This is a genomic window from Paenibacillus polysaccharolyticus, from assembly GCF_023714295.1.
Lineage (GTDB): Bacteria > Bacillota > Bacilli > Paenibacillales > Paenibacillaceae > Paenibacillus > Paenibacillus polysaccharolyticus_A.
Genome location: NZ_JAMAUN010000001.1, coordinates 1,106,743 through 1,128,080, shown reverse-complemented (window position 1 = coordinate 1,128,080; position 21,338 = coordinate 1,106,743). Strand labels below are relative to the sequence as shown.

Here is a 21,338-nt window from a genome sequence, read left to right as displayed (position 1 = left end):
ATCTTTCACTCCCACATTCGTGTAATCTGAAGCATCTTGTCAGCTTGATCCAAATCCATCCTGTAGATATCCGGCATCGTCGTGCCCTTCCAGAAATCGAAACCATAACTCGGATTATAATGCTGAAAAATAAGGGTCATGATATCACCATGGGTACCGATCACGATCTTTTTCCCCCTATGCTCGTCCAGCATTTGTTCAATCATGTTTATGGCTCTCGCCCGAGCTTCAATCCCTGACTCTCCTCCTGGAAAAGCGAACGAAGCATCATGATACAACTGCCGCTTGGCCTCCAAAAAATCATCACGTTTTACGTGGGAAACCGATAACGCGCGCTCACGCAAATCTTCATGGATTAACACAGGCTTCTTACACAAGTCAGCCAGACGCTGAATGGTATGTACAGCCCTAAGATAAGGACTGGAGTAAAACACCTCCACGTCCTCTTTGTGCAAAAGCTGAGCGACCTTTTCCGCGTCCAAATCTCCTTGTTCAGTCAGTCCGCGCTCGCGCTCTTGACCTTCGATGAACCTGGATTCTACATGTCGCACAAAATATAGGCTTGTGTAAGCTTCTGCGCTCATACATCTCTCCTGCCCTTCTTCTCGATCACAATCAGACAGGTGCTGTCAGGCAAGGAAACAGGTGTACCCTCCTCATCCATAAAAACAATCCGATCTTCCAACGCTTCGGTATACCCCTTTTGCAAGAAATGACGCAACATGATGATATCCGCATGCTCCCCTAACGTGTCGCGTATGCATTTCTCGTACGCCTGCGGTGTAAATACACCGAACTGCTCCTGAACTTCATGCACATAGGCTTCCTCACCCCAGGTATACGTGTATAGAAATTCCATAGCATCGTTAATCGGTATGATTACCTCATCATCGGAAATACGCTCGTAACTGATCCCGCGCCCTTTGAAGTCGGCCGCATAACGTTCCAGCCATCTTAACCCATCCGGCTCCAGGAATCGAATACGTCGTTTCTGTGACTCCGGTTCGCTCATAATACCATCCCGAATAAGGATTCTTCCGCCTGGTGAGAGCACCTGAAAAGCACTATGCAGTGCTGCCGCAACCGTTTCTGTATTAAATCTGCGACCGCCACGCTCAATATAGGAATACAACTCGTGCAGAATGGAGGAAAAGATAACCGTATCCACTGTGCCCGAATCCATATACTGATCCAGTTGCAGAGCATCCCCCTTCATCACATGCCAGCGATGAGATTCCCGCTGCTTCTTGCGCTCCAGCGCCTCAATCACGTTGGCCGAAATATCGATGCCTATCGCTTCAACTTCGGGCTTCTCCTGCTCAATCAAATCCAGCAGCACGCCGCCACCTGGACCGATGTCAAGCACACGCTTGCCCACCATATAGTCAAGCAGCACTTTTTTGTAATCACCCGAGCTATTCATATCCGAAAGATACGTCTCTTCGTTGTGGAACCGATCATACGCATCCCGGCGCAGACCAAACAGATCAAATAAAAGCAGCACCGCCTGTTCGTACAACGGAGATTTCTCTGCTTCAATGCAAAAAGCAATCAATTTTTCGGCCGCAGGCGAGAATTCAAAGGTTACAAACAACGTATCGGGCAGATCGGGATACCGTTCAATCCGATGCCTCAGATGCGGATAAGGCAATTGCTCGCCAGCGGTAATATGTTCCCATGAATACTGCTCCAGATATTTTTCAATCATACGCTTCTTGTAAATATTTAGCTTTTTGACACCCTTATAGTCATAATACATCGTGTTCATTAACGGTTCGAAGCTGATATGACGTATAGAAGTCACGGAAGAATCGTTTAAATGCTCATCTATTTCCTTCTCCCATTCTTCGCTATGAAGGGCAAGTAAAAATACTTTGACCATCTCTTCCAGCGAAAAATCCCGCATGGCTGACTCCACATACCACAATGTGCGCGAGGCAAGAGCAGACAGTTCTTGCTCTACAGGAAACTGTTGTGTCAGCCTGGCATACGTTTCGTCAATTGCCTCACCTTGGCGGATTGAATTACTTCTTAGGCGAGATAATCGCTCCTTCACGCTCCAGTCTGTATGCTCCGTTCCTGACACGATCCAGTCCACAATCTGCCCTACCTCATCCTGAACCTGCTCCCAAAGACCGGAATCAACCGCTCCAATAATACATTGGTTCAGAGCCATTAACATACTTCGAAGTTCACCGCCAGTAACCCAGCCTTTGGTGATCAACGTACGCAACGGTGTGTTCTCTGCATACGGAATTTCACCCCGTATGTATTGTCCGATCAGTCCATGTGTTGATATTAAAATACGAATGATCTCCTGTCTCGGCGACGTTGCCGATTCCAGTCCATTTTCTCGATCTGTTGCATTAAGATGATACAGCTGAGCCGAGCCAACATTATGTACAAAGAGGTTAATTCCTTGTTGTTGCCACGTTCTGCGCTGTTCCAGTGAACCCCCTTTTGCCGTTTCCGACCAGACCAACACCTCTTCGAGCAGCTCTCGAATCCAGAACGAAAGTTGAAGCCTATCCAGCATGCGAAGTGTGCGTTCGGTATAATCCAATACCGCATTCGTCTTCTGAAGCTCGGCAATAGAGTGAATGCGTTCCAGATTAATCCGAGGCTTCTCCGCCGCGACTAACCATTGCAGCCATTGCGGCTCTTGTTGTAAATGTTGTTGTGGTGACTTTCCAGATTTATAACGTTGAATTACTTCCAGCGCGTGTAGCACGGATTCTCCACCTCTTTATTTCATGATGTTGTATGAACCGTCTCATCCATTAAGCACAGTTTGTCTCGCACAAACTGAAAAAGGTATCGTCTGGCAGCTTGTCGCTCTTTAATATTACCCATGTCTTGGCCACATCGCCCGCCCTTCTTCCTGAACCCACCAGCTTCATCTGCTTATCCCCCTGAGTATGCGAGATTCTTTTTTAATCGAACTCAATTCCTCTCACTTTGGAAAAAATGATCATATCCACCCATGCACCTGTGCGATCTTGTTTTACCCTGCGCAATATTCCTTCTTGTGTGTAACCGAGCCGTTTAGCTACACTGGCACTGCGCACATTTCGGGCATCACAACGAATTTCAAGCCGATTGGCCTGCAGATGTACAATGGCAAACTTTTCTATCCCCCGCACAGCCTCTGTAACCAAGCCTTCGCCCGACCGGGAGGTCCGCACCCAGTAACCAATTTCGAAAGAGCGTGCATTCCAGTCCATCCGATGCAGGCCGCTACTGCCCACAAACTCATGCGTGTCTTTATCGCGTAAGTGTAACATGAGGTCACTGCGTTCCAAAAATTGTAGTCTGGCTTTACGTACAGATGCTTCTGAGTCCTCTAATGTAGGAATGTTCTCTGCAAAAGGTAACCAGGGCCGTAGCTCTTTCACACTTTCCTGAATGGCTTCATTAACATCTGCGCCATCACCCCACTGCGGTGAGCGAATCGTAAGACGTTCTGTATCAAAGCTCTCCGGAAAGTCAAGCAATATGGGATCAATCGAACCATAATCTGTCATAAACTCTATTCCTCCACCTGAAAGATCGAATCAATAATCAGCGGTAGCTGATCTCTGACAGAAACGGCCCCCAAGACGGAGCGGGCGTGAACTCCCTGTTCTTCTCCAAAAACGTCGATCATCAGATCCGAGAACCCGTTCAGCACCTTATGATGTTCCTCATAGGAAGCCGAAGCGTTGATGAACCCTTGCACTTTAACTACCTTTTTAACCCGATCCAGCGAACCTAGCACGTCCCGAACAACTGCAAGTACCTCCAGTCCTGCATTCCGGGCGAAGTCATATCCCCGTTCTGTCGTAAATTCCACGCCAAGCTTGCCGCGTTCATCCGTAGCCGGACCTTTTCCTGATACATACATCATTCCATTTACAATGACGGCGTTCGCATATTTCCCCGCAGGAGAACTGGATTGCGGGAGTGTGATTCCTAATTCCTGTAGTCTGGCTTCGATTGTTTTCATCATCAGGCCGCCTCTCTATTTTCAATAAAATGAAAAGCCTCTAAATGTTACTTTTACATGCTTCCAGCGGTACTATATAGATGATTATATAAAACTTCATATTAAACATGAAAGTAAATAGAGGTCATGCATTCACTGAATTCTTCCGGTGCCTTAATAGTGTTAAATCCTTAGCTTATTGTTGATTGTGTTTTTTTAATTCCATCCCGTCCATTGTATTCCTGCCTGTACGTCCTTGGCGACATCTGAACGGCGCGTTTGAACATCTTGCCAAAATGCGAAAAATTGCCGAATCCCGCCAGCAAAGCAATATCGGTCACCGACTCTTCACTCTCACGCAGTAATCGCTGGGCCTCCTTCACTCGCAGTAGATTCAGATAATCGCTAAACGTAAAACCCGTCGTTTGTTTGAATAGCCGACTTAGATAATGCGGACTAATTCTAAACTTGCCTGCCACCTCCGGCAGCGAAACCGGATTCTGGTAATTCGCATTCAGATAACGGACAACGACCTGTATCTTGGGGTGAAGGGCCGGGTCTTGATCATCGGACTGTATACGTCCTAGATGACGGTGACGGTACGTGTGCAGCAGCAGCTCTAGCGTACGGTGACGTAGCAACATTCCACTTCCCTCGTCGGGATTACGCATCTCTGCGACCATTTCTGCCACGATTTCCTCTGTCATCTTGGCGACCTGAGCGGAGAATCTCGCAATCGGTATATCCCAGCGAAAAGGCTCCGTTAACCCTTCTGTGAGCTCATTCGTGACCGCCATAGCGGCAAATAGTTCCGGTTGCAGGTACAACACGATTCGTTCATGATCAGGCATCCCACTTTCCAGTGTTTTGTGCACCGTATTGCGGTCTACAAATACCAAGTCCCCTGCTTTGACCAGATACGAACGATCTTTGATAAAATAAATGCGCTCCCCGGAAAGTAAATAATACAACTCATAATGGTCATGGAAATGATCATTGGGCATAGAGTAATATCCGATCCGGCGATCGTATTCCATATGTAATAAACTCGTTGCATCATGGTAATCTGCACGAATGGCTTCGGTCATGTCACTCTCTCCTTTTTCACAATTATAGCAAAATATGCGGTGTTTGAAAGCGGTTACGCATAAAATGCGGTGAAAGAAGTGCTCCTTTGTTATAGTCTAAACCTACATTCAAGGAGGCGATATGCGTGGGGAACAAAAAACGTTATGTATTAGTCGGAACCGGTGGTCGTGCTGAATTTTTCTATGGTGCTTTGACCCGGGATTTTAGCGCTACTTCCGAACTTGTCGGCTTTTGTGATATCAATCAAGTACGTATGAACTATGCGAACAAGCTATTGCGAGAAAAATATAACTATGCTGAGGTGCCTACATACCTGGCAGATCAATTTGACCAGATGATTGAGAACGAGAAGCCCGACTACGTTATCGTGACCAGCGTGGATCGAACTCACCATAAATACATCATTCGAGCAATGGAACTCGGCTGTGACGTGGTTACGGAGAAACCGATGACTATAAATGAAGAGAAATGTCAGGACATTCTGGATGCAGTAAAACGTACCGGACAGAATGTACGCGTGACATTCAACTATCGTTATGCACCGCATCACACGAAAATACGCGAGCTTATTCTGAACGATACCATCGGCAAAGTGACTTCTGTGCATTTTGAATGGCTACTGAATACACGTCACGGTGCGGACTATTTCCGCCGCTGGCACCGGGATAAGCGCAATAGTGGAGGTCTGCTGGTTCACAAATCGACGCATCACTTCGATCTCGTCAACTTCTGGATTGGCTCACAGCCAGATACTGTCTTTGCGTTTGGAGATTTGATGTTCTACGGCAGAGAAAATGCCGAGGATCGCGGGGTTACCCAATTCTACAACCGTGCTACAGGTAATCCGCTCGCACAGGATGATCCATTTGCACTGCATCTGGATTCTGATGATCACCTGAAATCGATGTATCTGGATGCCGAGACTGAAGATGGCTACCAGCGTGATCAGAGTGTATTTGGTGAAGGAATCAACATTGAAGATACGATGGGTGTTCTTGTCCAATATCGGAACAAGGCAATCTTGACTTACTCCCTTGTTGCTTATCAGCCGTGGGAAGGTTACCGCATTGCGATTAACGGTACTAAAGGCCGTATCGAAATGAGCATTATCGAACAATCCTACGTCAATTCCCTGGGTGACAAAAGCAAGGAAGGCGCTTTGATTGGCAAAACACTCCGTGTACTTCCGATGTTCGGCTCACCTTATGACGTTGAAGTCGAGGAAAAGGAAGGCGGTCATGGCGGAGGCGACCCTGTACTGCTCAACGATCTGTTCGGCGCACCGTCAGAAGATCCGTTCCATCGTGCAGCCAATCATGTGGATGGCGCCCGTTCGATTTTAACAGGCATTGCAGCCAATCGTGCGATTGCAACAGGCCTTCCAGTTAAAGTGGATACTCTGGTGCAATTCTAATAAAGTGCATGTAAATAGGCATCAGATAGAGACATTGTATCTCTAATCTGATGCCTTTTCTGATTTTTATTTCATTGCACATTCTATTTCACATCCCATAGTATGTCTCATGTACCTTTCACCTCGGCATCAACATGGGCTGTCAAGTATTCACCTTCCTCCTTGCTCCGTTCATATACTAGGTATAAATGATGAACGGAGGATAAATTATGAGCTGGCAACATCTTCGTACAGGCAAAACACTCCAGCAACGGTTGGCCCAATTCCAGGGACATCTTGCTGAGCTTAACGCCCCGCGTTCCGGTCTGGAGCCTGGACGCATCCGTCGGGTATTCCCTCGTAATTTTGTCAAAATCAATCATCAATTATTTATTCCGCTTAGCCTGAATTCCATTCGTGTGTTCAACGTTCCACGCACACAGCGAGGGATTCGGGTTGGCATTCGTACAACATTTCCTTCCCGCAATGCATTCCGAAATATTAGCCTGGTTGGCGTTGGACTCAATTATATTGAGGTACAAGGCAAAGGTAGAGTTCCTTCACGTATTCTGTTTCCGCTTTCCAGCGTGGAGTCCATCTATCGCCCTCGCAAGCGAACCTTGAAGCGGAAACGTGCTTGTATCCGTCGTAGATAGATCAGATCGAGTTGAAAGAACTGCTCAAGTTAGATAACTAATCAACAAGCCCATGAGAAAAAAACGGTGAGAATCGGTTGTCTCCGCTTCTCACCGCGAGGCTAGATGCGCACATTGCTACGCATGCTTGCTGTATTTATTCAAATCTTAGAACGCGTTCGCTCCATCCAATCAAATGCCTGTCCAGACATCCTTGGCATAACGACCTTGCTCTTGAAGCTGATTAAGCCAGGCTTCTGCATCTTCTGCCGTCTTACCTTGAGTATCTGCATAAGCCTGTTTTAGCGTTGTTTCCACATCAGGAGCCATTTTACTGCCATCTCCGCAGATGTATAGATGCGCCCCGTTTACCAGCAAAGGAATTAACAGATGTGCATCCTCTTTCATCCGATGTTGCACATAACATTTGTCTTCCCCTTGCATCCTGGAGAAGGCTGTATGGAGCTGTACAAGCCCCTCTCTCTCTGCAGTTTCCAGCTCGTTTTTGTACAGATAATCATGCTCCGGATTGCGGCAGCCAAAATACAGATGCGCTGCACCAACTGGCTCGCCTCGTTCCTTCATCACATGTCTCGCCTGCAAGAAACCACGGAACGGCGCTACCCCTGTTCCCGGACCAACCATGATGATCGGCACGTCTGCTCTTTCAGGCAATTGGAAGCCGGATTCCGGTGTACGAACAAACATTACAACCTCATTACCAGGCTTCAGATCAGCCAGATAATTGGAAGCAATACCTTTATAAATCCCTTTTCCGCTCCAGGCAGATGCCTTTACGACACTTACCGTAATGCTTGCTTGCGCTGCTTGCACCCGCGGTGAACTGGATATGGAATAGTATCTGGCTTTTAACGAAGGTAGCAACGCAAGAAAACGTTCAAATGGCAATTCACATGCTTCATATCTCTCCAAATAGTCTAGCATCGATATCCGTTTGTCACGAACTTCCTTAATATATAATGTCTCATCCAAGAGCCCCTCAAGTTCCTTCTTGTGTGGAGGGCAGACTGTATAGGCAGCAAGTTCCCTTAACTGTGCACGTGTTGCGGACTCTTGCAATTCCACGCTATGGCTGAGCAGATCGAACAAGTTCACTGGTCGTTGCAATGGCAGATGCGCCGCGCTTCTCCCCGATGCATCGAGTAGCAGATGCTCTGTTCCCGTTAATCCGTAACGACGTAACACTCGCTCCACAAGTTCTGGAGGGTTTTGTGGCAGAACGCCAAGATGATCACCTTCCTTATACGTGACCCCCTCCGGCAGCTTGATCTCCAGATGTCTTGTGCTTCGCTCGCTCCCTTCATCATGAAGCTCCCGGTTCTCCAGCACGGTTGCCACATGTGCGTCATACGTTTCGACCAGCGGAGTAACCGCCCTGCCAGTAACAAATTGTACCGACAGGGAGCTGTGTTCACTTTTGGCTCCCGTGTTCAGATTCAATTCCAGCGTTCGTGCCAAATCAGGCCATAACTGTTCCGTCCAGTCCTCCACCTGCTTCTCAAAATCCCCGCTGGCATCCGACTCTCCTAGAGAGGATAAACGCTTGGCTCCCCGTGAGGAGAGCTGTTCATCAATCAAACGTGGAATTCGCTGATACGTGCTAGCCCAGTTGTGATCACCGCATCCGAGAACCGTATAATTTACGCCCTCGAATTCCCTCTGATCGGCATGCTGTATCCACTCTACAAACGCTCTGGCATTGCTTGGCGGCTGACCATTATACGATGCGCTGACAATGATGACAGCTCCTTCTTTAGGCAGCCTACCGACGCGATCATCCAGCGCAGCCACTTCACTACGGAAACCTTGGTATCTCGCGGTATCCGCTATTTCGCGAGCGATCCCTTCAGCCGTCCCGAGATTTGAACCGTAGAGTACAAGCAAGGGAGTATCGTGTGCTTCTACAGCACCTTGTTCATCCTTTTTCACTGTGTTAGCAGGCTCTTGTATAGCCACACCAGGTACAGCCATCACAGGCTGACCTCCGCGCGCACGTACACGAATGATCAATTGATCGGGTTTGAGTGTCAATGTCTCTTTGACTTTTAATTGATAATTCATATGATCGATGAAGTCAAAATGTTTCAGGACCATGCCCAGCACAAGCGTCGCTTCCTGAAGCGCAAACTGCTGACCAATACAAGCGCGTTGACCGTTGCCAAACGGTTTATACGCGTTATGCGGTACTTTGCTTGGGTCTTCGAAACGTTCAGGACGAAACTCCTCTACATCATCCCCCCATGCCTCACGGTCACGGTGCAACTTGGGAATGAGCACACTGACACTGTCCCCTTTTTGAAGCGGGTATTGTCCGCCGAGCATTGTATCTTCTTTTGCATATAACGAAAATGCTGGTGCGGTTGGCCACAATCGCAGTGCTTCACTCAGTACCATACGTATATATTTCAATTGACGAACCTGATTGTACGTTGGCACCGGATCTTTCAGAATCGCATCTGCTTCCGCCTGAGCTTTCGCGAGCTTATCCGGGTTTTTCATCAGGTAGTACACGGCAAACGATAACAAACCACTCGTCGTTTCATGCCCTGCAATTAGAAATGTAATAATCTGATACCGGATATTTTCATCATCCAGCGTTTCGCCTGTCTCCGGGTCCTTGCCGCTAAGCATGTGAGAGAGCAGATCATCTGCCCCTTCCTGAGGCTGCGCCTTGCGCTCTGCAATGATGTGATCCACTAGGGAGAACATGGAACGGATATCCTGTTCGAATTGTTTCTTTTTACTGATCATCAATTTATCCTGCAAACGCAGACGTTGCAACGAACTCATCGATTCATCCAAGGCACGAACCATGCTTGTAATGAATGGATGCGGCTCTTCGCGGTAGAAGCTGTTGAAACGATAGTTAAACCCACATAAGCCAATGGTGTCTAACGTCAAACGAGTCATATCATCCGGTACATTCACCGTTTCATCGGGATTAAGCCTTGACCACTTCTGCACGAGCTGCACAGCAAGATCTACCATTTTGTTATGATATCCTTGCATCGCACGCTGACTAAAACTTGGAAGCAACACATTATGTGCCTTTTTCCAGTTCGGCTCGTCCGTCCAGCTGGTAAAGAGTCCATCCCCGGCAAAAGCACGGACCTTCGCAAGCGGGGCCCATACTCTTTTATCAAATTTGGATTCATCCGTCACTTCGGCTACGTACTTCTCACTTGAAATATAAAGCTCACTTCTTCCAGGGTAATCCATCCGAAAAATAGGTCCGTACTCGCCTGCCAGCTTAACCAAGGACTGGGTCGGCTCATCAAAATTCAACTGCGGCAGATTGCCCAGCGGACCGTACGTTTTGGGCTGAGGCACTGAAATAGATGACATAGCTCTCACTCCTTCTTTCTCTCCAAATGTAAATAATGAGTCCTGAAGCACAGTGCGTTGAATCAGATTTCAGTTGAATCCATCTTTTATTCACGTGTGTGTAGTGTGTAATATGTCATACCCAAAACCAACTGACCATAATCGTAATCCGGTCAATTCCGAGTAAAAAAAATGGGCATTTCTCTATGTCTATCTTTACCATATCATTTCCAGTTGCAATCTTCAACTGCCCTAAAGTCTCAGTTTCTCTGTCGGCATCCTCACTTCTAAAAAAAACAAAAACTGTCCTCAGCAGTAACTCTACCTTAAGGACAGTTCTATGTTTACCTTTGTTCCCCGTTTCAAGCGGGCTAGAGATCCGCGGGCTAACCGACAATTAAACCATACACAATCCCTGGACCATGAACTCCGATCGTTAAATCATTTTCGATATCGGATGATCGGCTAGGACCTGATATAAAATGAATGCCTGCCGGTAGCTGTACCCGCCCTGCTTCGTCAAAACGTTTCAGTGTCTCTCCGAGCCTTGTATGCAGCCGCTCAAGCGGAATAATCAGAATCAGCACGGTCGGCAGTAGGCTGACCGAACGTCCTTTCTCCGGGGAAGAGAGGACAGTGACTGAGCCGGTGTACGCTGTGGCATAATCCGCCATAACTATACCGATATCCGCTTCGGCTGCTCGGGCTCGCCAGTCTACATCCGGAGCACTGTTCCACACGGATACTTGCACATCTGGAAGTTGTTTCTCCAGTCCCAGATCCGTAAGAGCTTGCTCATTCTGGCGAATTAGATATTTAGCGCTTAATTCATGTGCTTTATTGCCTATAAACCCTGCTACTTCTTCCATATTTGACATTCGGGCAATATGAGCACCGACACTAACAAAGTTATCCGTAAACGCCTGTATTCGCTGTTCCTCATCCCATTCCAGTTCATTCCAGAAGTCCGGGGAACCTCGAAAAGCATGGATCGGTGCATGAAGCTGTCTAGGTCTTTTCAACTTGGTGGCGATATCGTCCATGAACTTCTCCTGTCTACGCCTTGACTTTTCCTCCATGGATGCAAGCCATTGCTGATGTTCACTTCCCATGCTTCGAACCTCCCTCCCCGCGATCACGCACAATCTGTTGCATACGCTCTCGTACAGATGTATCCATAGCAGTATGTTGCTGCTGATTCAACTCTTGATCCAGACTGTTCCACTGTTGTCGGAAGGACTTTTTCGCGAGACTGGGGGCTACTCTATACGTATTCCAGCCTTTAAGCGGGCCAAGCTTCAGTGAAATACCATTATTGCGCACAACTGCTTTTTGTCCGATCTGCCCAAGCCGAATAGCAAGAGCGAAACGTTTGGAGTTTGCCGCAACCGCCGCAAAGCCCTTCATGCCCATCGTTTCCAGCTTATTTCCATGTCCGTCTTCCACCTTACGTCTCCGTAAATATACAAGCATGTCATGCAGTGGAATCTTAACGGGACAAGCTTCATAACAAGCACCGCACAGACTTGAGGCGCTCGCAATATCGTTCCACTCCTCAATGTTACCGTTTAATGCAGGAGTCAGCACCGCCCCAATCGGTCCACTGTAGGTTCCACCGTAAGCATGACCGCCAATGTGCCGATATACCGGACAAGCGTTAAGGCATGCCCCGCAGCGAATACAGTTAAGTAGTTCCTGGAACTCGGGATCTCCGAGTTGTAAAGATCGTCCATTATCTACGATAATGATATGCATCTCATCCGGACCATCTGCATCTGCCGAGCGACGAGGACCTGTAATGCCTGACATGTACATCGTGAGCTTTTGTCCAGTGGCAGAGCGTGGCAGCAAGGTTGCCATGACTTCAAGATCTGCCCATGACGGAATGATGCGCTCCATGCCCATAAGTGTAATCTGTGTTTTTGGCACGGTAGATACCATACGGGCATTGCCTTCATTTTCAAATAACACCATCGAACCGGTCTCCGCAATCGCAAAATTGCAACCTGTCAAACCAATATCCGCTTCCAAAAATTTCTCGCGCAGCTTTTTGCGGACGAACCCGGCGAGTACCGTCGTATCTGGCTCCAGTACCTCTCCGGCTTCCTTGGATAATAACTCCGCAATCTGATATCTGTTTTTATGAATGGCCGGTATAACGATGTGGGACGGCGCTTCACCCGCCAGTTGTATAATGTATTCGCCAAGATCGGTTTCAATGGCTTCTATGCCTGCAGATTCTAGCACATGGTTCAGATGTACTTCCTCGGACACCATGGATTTGGATTTCACCACACTTGTAGCTTGCTTGTGGGCGGCAATATCAAGGGCAATGGAAGCCGCTTCCGCTGAAGTATCTGCAAAATGAATATGCACTCCGTTCGCACGGGCGTTGTTCACGAACTCATTCAAGTAATAATCGAGATGTGCGATTGTATGCAACCGAATCTGGCGTCCACGCTCCCGCCATTCTTCCCAGTTGCCATGCTCTTCCGACGCAGCTTTCTTGCCATTCCGCAAACGTTCTGTTGTGAACTTGACCGCTTTACGGAGAAAATCATCATTCAGTGCCAAACCCGCACGGGATTTGACCGTTTCATCCATAACACCAGGTTGGCTCATCGTGTCTGCACCCCCTCATATAAAAGTTCAGCCAGATGCATCACTCGCACAGGTTCATTTCGGTGCCGCAGATTGCCCGCAATATTCATCAGACAAGCCATGTCTAGCCCAACGAGAACTTCGGCTTGTGTTTCTTTCACATGATCCACCTTCTCGGTCACCATCGCCCCGGAAATATCCGACATTTTAATCGCAAACGTACCTCCGAATCCGCAGCAATCCTCTGCATGAGGTAATGGAACGAGTTCAAGCCCTTTCACGTTGGACAGCAAGGCCAGCGGTTCGTCCTTCACCCCAAGCAGACGACTGCCATGGCAGGACGGGTGGTAGGTTACTTTATGCGGAAAATGTGCACCGAGATCTGTTATTCCTAACACCTGTACTAGAAATTGTGTGAACTCGTAAGCCTTGGTCTCAAGGCGCTTCGCTTTATCCAGCCATTCCGGCTCATCTGCAAACAGCTCTGGATAATGATGGATCATATAAGTGCATGAGCCTGACGGACAGACCACAAAATCACTGTCATCAAACGCTTCTAATATCGTCTTGGCAGCTACCCGGGTCTCATCCCAATACCCACTGTTATAAGAGGGCTGACCACAACAGGTCTGTACCTGCGGAAATTCCAGCCGAATGCCATGTGCGGCCAGCAATCGAACCATTGCCTCTCCCACTCGGGGGTATATGGCATCACTGAGACAGGTTATAAACAAGGATACCTTCATCATTACACACTCCAATAAACAAATTATTTCATGTTAACGCCTCGTTATCGTTATACCGTGCGAATCAGCATTTGGTAGGCACTGCACAAGGAAATCTGCTCTTCGGTCAAGGGTTGATCCGTAATAATCGTGTGCACCTCATCCAGTCCGGTCACACGAGCGAAAGCCCTCAGGCCAAACTTGCTCGCATCAGCCAGCAGGATCACCTGATCTGCAATACCTACCATCTTCTGTTTTAATCTGGCTTGAAGCTCATTGGATTCACTGATGCTGCCGCTTTCAAGATGCACACCCTTGCAGGATAAAAAAAGTTTGTCCACATGATACGTTTCGAGAGAACGCTCCGCCAGTGGTCCAACAAAGGATAAGGAGCGGGCAGCCAGTTGCCCTCCAGTAAAAATCACCTCGATGTTGTCCCGACTGCTGAGTTCGGTGGCAACTTGAATCGAGTTGGTCAGCACCGTTAATGGCATATCCGGCATGTTCGCCGCCATATAACCTGCTGTTGTACTGGCATCCAGCAAAATGCGATCTCCCGGCACGATTAGCGCCAATCCCGCATCAGCAATCCGTTTCTTCTCCATTGCATGTGTCGTTTCCCGTATCCGGTAAGGAATCTCCGGCTGATCCTCTTTGACACTCACCGCTCCGCCGTGTGATCGGCGTAACCGACCAGCCTGTTCTAACCGATCCAGATCACGGCGGATTGTTTCTTCGGTTACCCGGCAACGTTCACTAAGCTCAGATACTCGCATGCTGCCCTTAATATTGACTAGCTCTACAATCCGGTCATATCGTTCTGCCGCGAGCATGCCTACACCTCACTCCCGGTTTCTGTACCCGGCGATAAGGCCGTTATTCGCAAAAATCGTTCATAGGCTTCTGCCCAAGCCGACCTGTCTTGCGGCTCATATTCCTTTACCGGGAATGAATCGCGAATAGCCCGGCGCGCTTCCCAAATATCCTTAAACGTTCCGCTCGCGATCCATTGCACAGCCATATTGCCGATTGCACTTCCCTCCGCTGGCCCTGCCCATACAGGCTTGCCGATAGAGTTCGCTGTCCACTGGCATAATAACTCATTCTGAATACCGCCGCCCACCATATGCAGTCCGCCGAATGTTTTCTCTGAGAGTTGCTCTGTCCATTCCAGAACTCTTCTATACTTCAAAGCAAGACTCTCCAGAATAGCTCTGGCTATACTGCCCTGATCCTCTGGCACACGCTGTCCTGTTTTCTGGCAATACTGCCGAATGCGCTCTGTCATATTGCCAGCAGGCAGAAACAACACATCATCCGGGTCGAAAAGGCTTGCAAACGCCGGAGCTATCTCAGCCTTCGCAAGGAGTGAGCCATAGCTGATTCCTTGCCCTTCACGTTCCCATTGCCGCATACATTCCTGCAAAATCCAGAGGCCCATAATGTTTTTGAGTAAACGATATGTGCCACCTGCACCACCTTCATTCGTAAAATTCAGTTCCATGCTCTCCGCGCTGATAACGGGCTGATCCAGTTCAGTGCCCATCAGGGACCACGTTCCACAGCTTAGATAAGCAAAGCTTCGTTCTATAGCTGGAACCGCAACTACAGCTGAACCGGTATCATGCTCTGCTACAGCCAGGACGGGAATAGACGGCAGGCCAATATCATTACATATGCTGCTGCGTAATTGTCCAACAGGGGTTCCCGGAAGGACTACTTCGCCAAACCATTGGTCGGAAACACCAATATGGGCGAGAAGTTCACGATCCCATTGCCCAAGTACAGGATTGTATAACTGTGTTGTTGTAGCGTTAGTGAACTCGTTCACCGCTTCTCCCGTGAGAAAATACCTTAATAAATCAGGGATCATTAGAAAACGTTCCGCTTCGCGTAGCAAGGGAGAAGCACTTCGCTTCAGTGACGCGAGTTGGTACAATGTATTAAACGGTAGAAACTGTATCCCCGTGCGCTCGAAAACTCGCTTAGCCGTTAACTCCTGACAAACCGTATCCATCACACCGTTAAACTGTGTGTCACGATAATGATAGGGATTACCAAGCATTTCGCCGTTGCTACCAAGCAAACCAAAATCTACACCCCAAGAATCGATGCCCAAACTCTCCGGCACTTCACCTTGTTGTTTTATTAACGTCAAACCCTGCAGTACTTCATGATGTAGCCGCAAAATATCCCAGTGCATCCGATCGCCAGCCTTCACCGGTTCGTTTTTGAACCGGTGAATTTCACGGGTTTCAATCCCTCGATCATTCAGATGACCAAGTATCGCTCTGCCACTTCCTGCACCCAAATCATAAGCTAATACACTCACTGCTCTCCCACCTTTCAGTTGTTGTTGTCTTCATCTTCGTTTTTATCTTTATTTAATCACTGATTTTCTGTTTGTTTACCTTTGTTTAATACTGTTTTGTTTTATTTTATGAGTATATCATCAATGTAAACGTTTGAATACCCGTGAATTCGCTTTCTTATTCCATAACAAAAACGACTCATTCCCTTTCGAGAAGAGTCGTTGCTTTCTTTTTACATATAAAACTGTCCACTCTCCGCCCCGGCTTGCCCGGATTGAGGCTGAATATCCCGCTCAAAATGTTTAAAACGTGTACCCTGATAGGTTAACATGCCTCGATCCTGCTCCACCAGCATACCGTAATTTTGACCACCTACATTTAACTCAAGTCGTTCCCCATTGTCGAACTCAAAGGTTGCATAATAACTCGTTGTTGCACTGCTGTCCCCACTTCCACCACTGACCTCCGTTCGTTTTGTAACGACTCTGGAATGTAAGGTAAGTACAGCTGCAGCATTGTTGGAAGACCAGGTTCGCACACCTGAGAAGATTGCATATACGATGCCGCCTGCCACAACCAGAAACACGATGCCGATCAAAATAGGCACGATCGTGCCCATTGCTCCAAGCTCGCTGAACCCGGAAAAAAAACCGCTCTGATTGCCTTCAAACCCCGGCACGCCACTCATTTCATCGAATCCACCAAAGCCATCTACACTTAAATGGCCTACTGATGAAAATATGCCCGTAACCGCCATAACCGCATCGATCCTTTCCGCACGCAAAATAACACCTTTTCCTTTTCTACTTCTTGTTCCCGTTCACATCGTGATACATCGGCAGACAACCCGCTCTGCCTTGTCCCTATACTATATGAGCCCGATTAGGAATACAGACGTTCAAGTTCGTCCACAAGACTGCCAACATAAGCAACGGCTGTACGGATTGGTTCAGGTCCAGACATATCCACACCTGCAAGTTTCATCAAATCCTGCGGCGGGAGGCTCCCGCCGGATTTAAGTGCCTCAAGCCAGCGATCCACTGCGGGTTGCCCTTCCTCTCTAATCTTCTGTGCTGCTGCTGTTGACGCAGTTAAACCAGCTGCATACGTGTACGGATACAAGCCCATGTAATAATGCGGCTGTCTCATCCACGTCAACTTGGCACCTTCGTCCACTACCAGCTCTGGCCCCCAGAATTCGGAAAGGATCGCACCTTTCAGCTCACTTAACGTCTTTGCAGTAATCGGCTTATCATTCATTGCGAGTGCATATACCCTCCGCTGTAGTTCACCCTCTAGCAAGTGTGTAACAAAGTTATGATAGTACGTATTGAGCAGTTGCAAAATCACCCAACGCCGCATTCTCGGATTTTCAGAACGATTCAACAGATGATCCGCCAGTAGCATTTCGTTCATTGTCGAAGGTGCTTCGATAAAATAAAGAGACGGCCGCGTATTGGTTAGCCGCTGATATTTACCAGCTAGCATAAAATGCACTGCATGTCCCACTTCATGAGCCAGTGTAAATGCTCCGCGCATGTTATTCGCCCAAGAGATTAAGATGTAGGAGTGCGAGCCGTAGATGGAGGAACAGAACGCTCCCGTGGATTTACCTGCATTGTCTGCATAATCAACCCAGCGGTCATTGAAGGCTCGTTCAACGATCTCCCCATATTCTGGCCCCAGTACATCCAGCGCCTCGCGGATCAACGCGCACGCTTCCTCATATGTAATCGCTGGACTAAATTCCGGATCAAGCGGAGCCTTAAGATCACAGAACATCAATTGGTCGAGTCCAAGCTCACGCTTTTTCAGTGCAGCTAGTCTGCGCATATGCGGCGCAAGCTCCTTTTGAATAATATCAAGAACGTTGGTATACATTTCCTTGCTTACTTGTTGCGGAGCTAATAGCATGTCCGTCACATCTTCATATCCGCGTAGACGGGATAAAACGACTTGTTTTTTAACCTCAGTCGCATATCCTTCAGCAAACGTATTTTTGTATTGATTCAACGTTTCAGTAAACGAGGCATAAGCGCAACGACGCAGGCTGGTATCGGCTGACATCTCGTAATTATTTTCATAAAAAGACCACGATAATGGACGTGATTGCTCCTCACCATCCAACACTTCACCAAAAGTCATATCCGCGAGCTTGCCACGTTGATAGATTCGATAAGGGGAATCCAGTACTTCACCAAGTGAAGCGAGCACTTTCTCCGTTTCCGGCGAGAGTCGGTGTTCTTTTTCTTCCATAAGTCTTTCCAAGCTGCGCTTGTAAGGTTCCAGACCCGGAAGTTCATTCAAATACTTCTCAATCGTGCCTTCTGGCAGCGAAACAATCTCGGAGTTGACAAATGACAAGCTGGACGACAAGTTAGACAGAATATCACCAGCTTTAGCCGCATTCTCGATATTCACCGAGCTCGTGCTGTCCTCGGATTGTTTTAAGCGCGCATACGCAGCCGTTTTACCGATTCGTTCCTGCAAAGCTTCACGAGCATCAAGACAAGCGAGCAATTGCCCCGCACTTTGACCCAATGTACCTTTGAACGTTTCGATATCAGTAGCAGCATCCGGCAGGGATATAAGCTCTTGTTCCCACTCCGCATCGGTTGCAAACAAATCACTTAAATCCCAGGTTGTTTCTTCCATAACCTCGGCACGTAAACGTATCTTTTCCATTTTAATCGTCATCCTCCTTGCATTTCCAATATCTCTCATCGTATCATACTCTGCTAATCGATACATGACATCTCCTGATTATGAGACTTTTGGTTTAAATCTGCAGAAATCAATCCGGCTGGAAAAGTAAAAAAACGTCAAGCTCTGGGGATGTCCAGTTTGCTTGACGTTTCGTTAATCGATCATTCATTTCTGATTCTTCAGGATATTCATTGGTGTACTATAAAACGTTCAATTCGTCCGCTTTCCAGATGACATTTTCACCATAGTTTTTACCCCAGTTATACATCGCATGCAACACGGGCATCAGACTCTGTCCATGATCCGTCAGTGAATATTCAACTCTCGGCGGAACTTCGGCGTACACCTTGCGCTCCACCAGTTTGTCCTCCTCCAGCTCCCGTAGTTGGTTCGTTAGCATCTTTTGCGTAATATGGGGAATCAGGCGTTTTAACTCACTGAAACGTTTGGTGCCCTCCAGACCCAAATGCCACAATATAATCAGTTTCCACTTGCCGCCAATCACCGCCAGCGTTAATTCCTTTTCACAGTTGATTTCTTTTAAATTAATGCGTTCTTTGACCTCGGACGCCATGGCTCCAAGCCCCCTTTATCTCGTACGATATCAAACTCTAATACTTCATTTTACTATAGCACGGACCGAATGAAAAGTTCGCTCATCTTTTTCACAGAAAAGACCGCAATCCTTGCAATAGCACAGGATTCCGGTCTATTTCTTATTTAATAACTTATTTACAAGTTTACAAGTAAACGCTTCGATCGGCTACTCCAGATTCGCGTGTCGGCTGAACATATCTGCACCGGTCATGCCTTTTATCTCCATCATAGTGAGGATCAGCGCGTCCATGCTTAACAACAGGCTTTGCTCAAACAAGGAGCCCATAGGCTGAATGGTAACGTCTGCTCCAGCTCCCGCCGTATCCTCTTTTGCAGAGGCAGGCAGACGAACGACTGCTTGTGCCAGCTGTGCGATCGTGGACTCCGGCTTAATTGTGATTAATCCTACAGGTGCACCTGCATGATTCGCTTTACGTGCCATCGCCGCCAGCCCGCCTGTCTCGCCAGAACCAGAACATAACAGCAGGAAATCTGCTGAGCTGATCCCTGGCGTCACCGTCTCGCCTACGACATAAACGGTAAGTCCCATCTGCATCAATCGCATCGCGAATGCTTTTCCCATCAGACCTGAACGACCCGCTCCAGCTACAAAAACGCGTTCCGCAGCTAACACCTGCTTGGCCATTGCCTGCATCTCGCCATCGTCAAGCTGGCTTAACGTGCGTTCCAATTCCTTCAGGATGTCTGCGGCGTATTGTTTGCTGCTCATCAGCTTACCCTTGTTGAACAAGGCGCTGCATTTCGGATGCTACAGCTGCTTTATCAGCTTGTCCTGTAATACCGCCACCAACGATGACCAAGTCAGGTTGTGCTTTCACAACTTCTGGCAATGTGTCTAATTTGATACCACCAGCAACCGCAGTTTTTGCATTTTTCACTGCACCTTTGATCGTTTGCAGGTCTTCGAATGGGCTCTGTCCAACCGCTTGCAGGTCATAACCAGTGTGAACACAGATGTAGTCTACACCCAGAGCGTCAACTTCACGTGCACGTTGTTCCAGGTTAGGCACGTTGATCATATCCACGAGAACTTCTTTGTTTTGTTTTTTCGCTTCTTCTACAGCGCCTTTGATCGTCATATCGTTACTTGCACCCAGAACGGTGATCAAGTCTGCACCCGCTTCAGCTGCTTTCATGATTTCATATCCGCCAGCGTCCATAATTTTCAGGTCCGCAAGAACTTGCAGATTAGGATAAGCTTCCTTCATTGCTTTTACAGCATGCAATCCTTCATTAATAATAATCGGTGTGCCGATCTCAACGATATCAATATATTGTTCAACTTCTTTAACCAATGCGATACCTTCCGGGATGTTAACCAAATCTAGTGCGAGTTGTAATTTCATGTTTTATATCTCCTTTGTATTTGAGGTTGATTAATGATGCTGTATAAGTTGAAATCAAGATTTACACAGTCCACTCCGATGACAGAAGAACCTTCCAACCGCTGTTATCCCCAGATTTTTTTGATTCCCTTTTCCAAAGGGAAAAATCCGGTGATAAGCGTATGCTTCCGATGCAGCTTTCTTGCAGAAAGCTTTTAGGCGAGCGCTTCGCTTTTCCAGGTTTTTTCTGTCCTCTCCGTTAACGTGTAAAAAATAGTTCAACTTATATAGATCCAAATGTTTATTTTTACCGCCAATGATCCGTTGCTGAGGCCAGCATCTCGTAATGGTGGTTGCTAGTTCATTGTAGAGCCTGACTATCCATTCAGGAAGTACGCACTTTCAAGTGAGGTAGTTACTTGGGAGAAACTAATGTATATTTTACCTTGTTATACGAATCAATTCTTGAGATACATCTATCTTCATCTATTCTAAAGTCAATGCTATTTACGAACAGCGTATTGTTTGTACAACATCAATGATGTAGGTTTCTTACAATGGATGTTATTCACTTTTCATAAAGTCTTTTATCAAAAAGAAAAAGAAGAACCCTGTCTTTTCAGGC

General features: G+C 47.4%; 18 protein-coding genes. 2 read left to right on the top strand and 16 right to left on the bottom strand.

The annotated features are described in order from the left end of the window. Positions 1-5 precede the first annotated feature (5 nt). The 5 genes from M3629_RS05490 to M3629_RS05470 form a co-directional block, all read right to left on the bottom strand. Complete coding sequence (locus M3629_RS05490; protein ID WP_251503211.1) at positions 6-584, bottom strand: histidine phosphatase family protein; 579 nt, start codon at positions 582-584, stop codon at positions 6-8. Further along, positions 581-2,731: a class I SAM-dependent methyltransferase gene (locus M3629_RS05485; RefSeq protein WP_353056722.1), complete on the bottom strand. Its 2,151-nt coding sequence runs from the start codon at positions 2,729-2,731 to the stop codon at positions 581-583. Before M3629_RS05485 ends, M3629_RS05490 begins: the two co-directional genes overlap by 4 nt. A gap of 202 nt (positions 2,732-2,933) precedes the next feature. After that, on the bottom strand, positions 2,934-3,524 hold the full coding sequence (locus M3629_RS05480; protein WP_251503210.1) for a GNAT family N-acetyltransferase: 591 nt from the start codon (positions 3,522-3,524) through the stop codon (positions 2,934-2,936). 5 nt (positions 3,525-3,529) lie between these two features. Continuing rightward, positions 3,530-3,988, bottom strand: coding sequence for a RidA family protein (locus M3629_RS05475; protein WP_251503209.1), 459 nt, complete (start codon positions 3,986-3,988; stop codon positions 3,530-3,532). Positions 3,989-4,155: 167 nt separating this feature from the next. Next, the gene (locus M3629_RS05470; protein ID WP_251503208.1) at positions 4,156-5,052 is read right to left on the bottom strand and encodes a helix-turn-helix domain-containing protein; all 897 of its coding nucleotides are present in this window, start codon (positions 5,050-5,052) and stop codon (positions 4,156-4,158) included. A 125-nt stretch (positions 5,053-5,177) separates the two neighbouring features. On the opposite strand from M3629_RS05470, the gene M3629_RS05465 reads away from it, so the two are divergent. Together M3629_RS05465 and M3629_RS05460 are read left to right on the top strand one after the other, a co-directional pair. Next, the gene (locus M3629_RS05465; protein ID WP_090920758.1) at positions 5,178-6,467 is read left to right on the top strand and encodes a Gfo/Idh/MocA family oxidoreductase; all 1,290 of its coding nucleotides are present in this window, start codon (positions 5,178-5,180) and stop codon (positions 6,465-6,467) included. Positions 6,468-6,676: 209 nt separating this feature from the next. Then, positions 6,677-7,102 (top strand): hypothetical protein, encoded by a 426-nt coding sequence (locus tag M3629_RS05460; protein ID WP_251503207.1) that lies wholly within the window; start codon positions 6,677-6,679, stop codon positions 7,100-7,102. Between the two features lie 171 nt (positions 7,103-7,273). On the opposite strand, the gene M3629_RS05455 is transcribed toward M3629_RS05460, so the two are convergent. From M3629_RS05455 to hxlA, 11 genes are all read right to left on the bottom strand, one after another. Next, positions 7,274-10,447: a bifunctional cytochrome P450/NADPH--P450 reductase gene (locus M3629_RS05455; protein WP_251503206.1), complete on the bottom strand. Its 3,174-nt coding sequence runs from the start codon at positions 10,445-10,447 to the stop codon at positions 7,274-7,276. Between the two features lie 365 nt (positions 10,448-10,812). Next, entirely contained in the window at positions 10,813-11,538 is a 726-nt protein-coding gene (locus tag M3629_RS05450) for a LutC/YkgG family protein (protein ID WP_251503205.1), read from the bottom strand. After that, positions 11,528-13,048, bottom strand: coding sequence for a LutB/LldF family L-lactate oxidation iron-sulfur protein (locus M3629_RS05445; protein ID WP_154958825.1), 1,521 nt, complete (start codon positions 13,046-13,048; stop codon positions 11,528-11,530). Before M3629_RS05445 ends, M3629_RS05450 begins: the two co-directional genes overlap by 11 nt. Continuing rightward, entirely contained in the window at positions 13,045-13,773 is a 729-nt protein-coding gene (locus M3629_RS05440; protein ID WP_251504583.1) for a (Fe-S)-binding protein, read from the bottom strand. Before M3629_RS05440 ends, M3629_RS05445 begins: the two co-directional genes overlap by 4 nt. Positions 13,774-13,823: 50 nt before the next feature. Beyond that, a complete protein-coding gene (locus M3629_RS05435) occupies positions 13,824-14,585 on the bottom strand; it encodes a DeoR/GlpR family DNA-binding transcription regulator (protein ID WP_251503204.1) in 762 nt (253 codons plus the stop codon). 2 nt (positions 14,586-14,587) lie between these two features. Continuing rightward, positions 14,588-16,084 carry a rhamnulokinase gene (locus tag M3629_RS05430; protein WP_251503203.1) on the bottom strand — a complete coding sequence of 499 codons (1,497 nt, stop codon included), beginning with the start codon at positions 16,082-16,084 and terminating at the stop codon, positions 14,588-14,590. Between the two features lie 212 nt (positions 16,085-16,296). Next, positions 16,297-16,848: a DUF2500 domain-containing protein gene (locus M3629_RS05425; RefSeq protein WP_251503202.1), complete on the bottom strand. Its 552-nt coding sequence runs from the start codon at positions 16,846-16,848 to the stop codon at positions 16,297-16,299. Between the two features lie 98 nt (positions 16,849-16,946). Beyond that, positions 16,947-18,749 carry an oligoendopeptidase F gene (pepF, locus tag M3629_RS05420; protein ID WP_251503201.1) on the bottom strand — a complete coding sequence of 601 codons (1,803 nt, stop codon included), beginning with the start codon at positions 18,747-18,749 and terminating at the stop codon, positions 16,947-16,949. A 220-nt stretch (positions 18,750-18,969) separates the two neighbouring features. Continuing rightward, on the bottom strand, positions 18,970-19,344 hold the full coding sequence (locus tag M3629_RS05415) for a winged helix-turn-helix transcriptional regulator (protein ID WP_251503200.1): 375 nt from the start codon (positions 19,342-19,344) through the stop codon (positions 18,970-18,972). A gap of 189 nt (positions 19,345-19,533) precedes the next feature. Further along, the gene (gene hxlB / locus M3629_RS05410; RefSeq protein WP_251503199.1) at positions 19,534-20,097 is read right to left on the bottom strand and encodes a 6-phospho-3-hexuloisomerase; all 564 of its coding nucleotides are present in this window, start codon (positions 20,095-20,097) and stop codon (positions 19,534-19,536) included. 4 nt (positions 20,098-20,101) lie between these two features. Next, on the bottom strand, positions 20,102-20,734 hold the full coding sequence (gene hxlA, locus M3629_RS05405) for a 3-hexulose-6-phosphate synthase (protein WP_090920812.1): 633 nt from the start codon (positions 20,732-20,734) through the stop codon (positions 20,102-20,104). Between the last annotated feature and the right edge of the window lie 604 nt (positions 20,735-21,338).

Excerpts from the sequence above, each read along its gene's own strand:
- M3629_RS05490 (WP_251503211.1), bottom strand. The coding sequence starts at position 584 with ATGAGCGCAGAAGCTTACACAAGCCTATATTTTGTGCGACATGTAGAA.
- M3629_RS05480 (WP_251503210.1), bottom strand. The coding sequence starts at position 3,524 with ATGACAGATTATGGTTCGATTGATCCCATATTGCTTGACTTTCCGGAG.
- M3629_RS05475 (WP_251503209.1), bottom strand. The coding sequence starts at position 3,988 with ATGATGAAAACAATCGAAGCCAGACTACAGGAATTAGGAATCACACTC.
- M3629_RS05470 (WP_251503208.1), bottom strand. The coding sequence starts at position 5,052 with ATGACCGAAGCCATTCGTGCAGATTACCATGATGCAACGAGTTTATTA.
- M3629_RS05460 (WP_251503207.1), top strand. The coding sequence starts at position 6,677 with ATGAGCTGGCAACATCTTCGTACAGGCAAAACACTCCAGCAACGGTTG.
- M3629_RS05455 (WP_251503206.1), bottom strand. The coding sequence starts at position 10,447 with ATGTCATCTATTTCAGTGCCTCAGCCCAAAACGTACGGTCCGCTGGGC.
- M3629_RS05450 (WP_251503205.1), bottom strand. The coding sequence starts at position 11,538 with ATGGGAAGTGAACATCAGCAATGGCTTGCATCCATGGAGGAAAAGTCA.
- M3629_RS05445 (WP_154958825.1), bottom strand. The coding sequence starts at position 13,048 with ATGAGCCAACCTGGTGTTATGGATGAAACGGTCAAATCCCGTGCGGGT.
- M3629_RS05440 (WP_251504583.1), bottom strand. The coding sequence starts at position 13,773 with ATGAAGGTATCCTTGTTTATAACCTGTCTCAGTGATGCCATATACCCC.
- M3629_RS05435 (WP_251503204.1), bottom strand. The coding sequence starts at position 14,585 with ATGCTCGCGGCAGAACGATATGACCGGATTGTAGAGCTAGTCAATATT.
- pepF (WP_251503201.1), bottom strand. The coding sequence starts at position 18,749 with ATGGAAAAGATACGTTTACGTGCCGAGGTTATGGAAGAAACAACCTGG.
- M3629_RS05415 (WP_251503200.1), bottom strand. The coding sequence starts at position 19,344 with ATGGCGTCCGAGGTCAAAGAACGCATTAATTTAAAAGAAATCAACTGT.
- hxlB (WP_251503199.1), bottom strand. The coding sequence starts at position 20,097 with ATGAGCAGCAAACAATACGCCGCAGACATCCTGAAGGAATTGGAACGC.
- hxlA (WP_090920812.1), bottom strand. The coding sequence starts at position 20,734 with ATGAAATTACAACTCGCACTAGATTTGGTTAACATCCCGGAAGGTATC.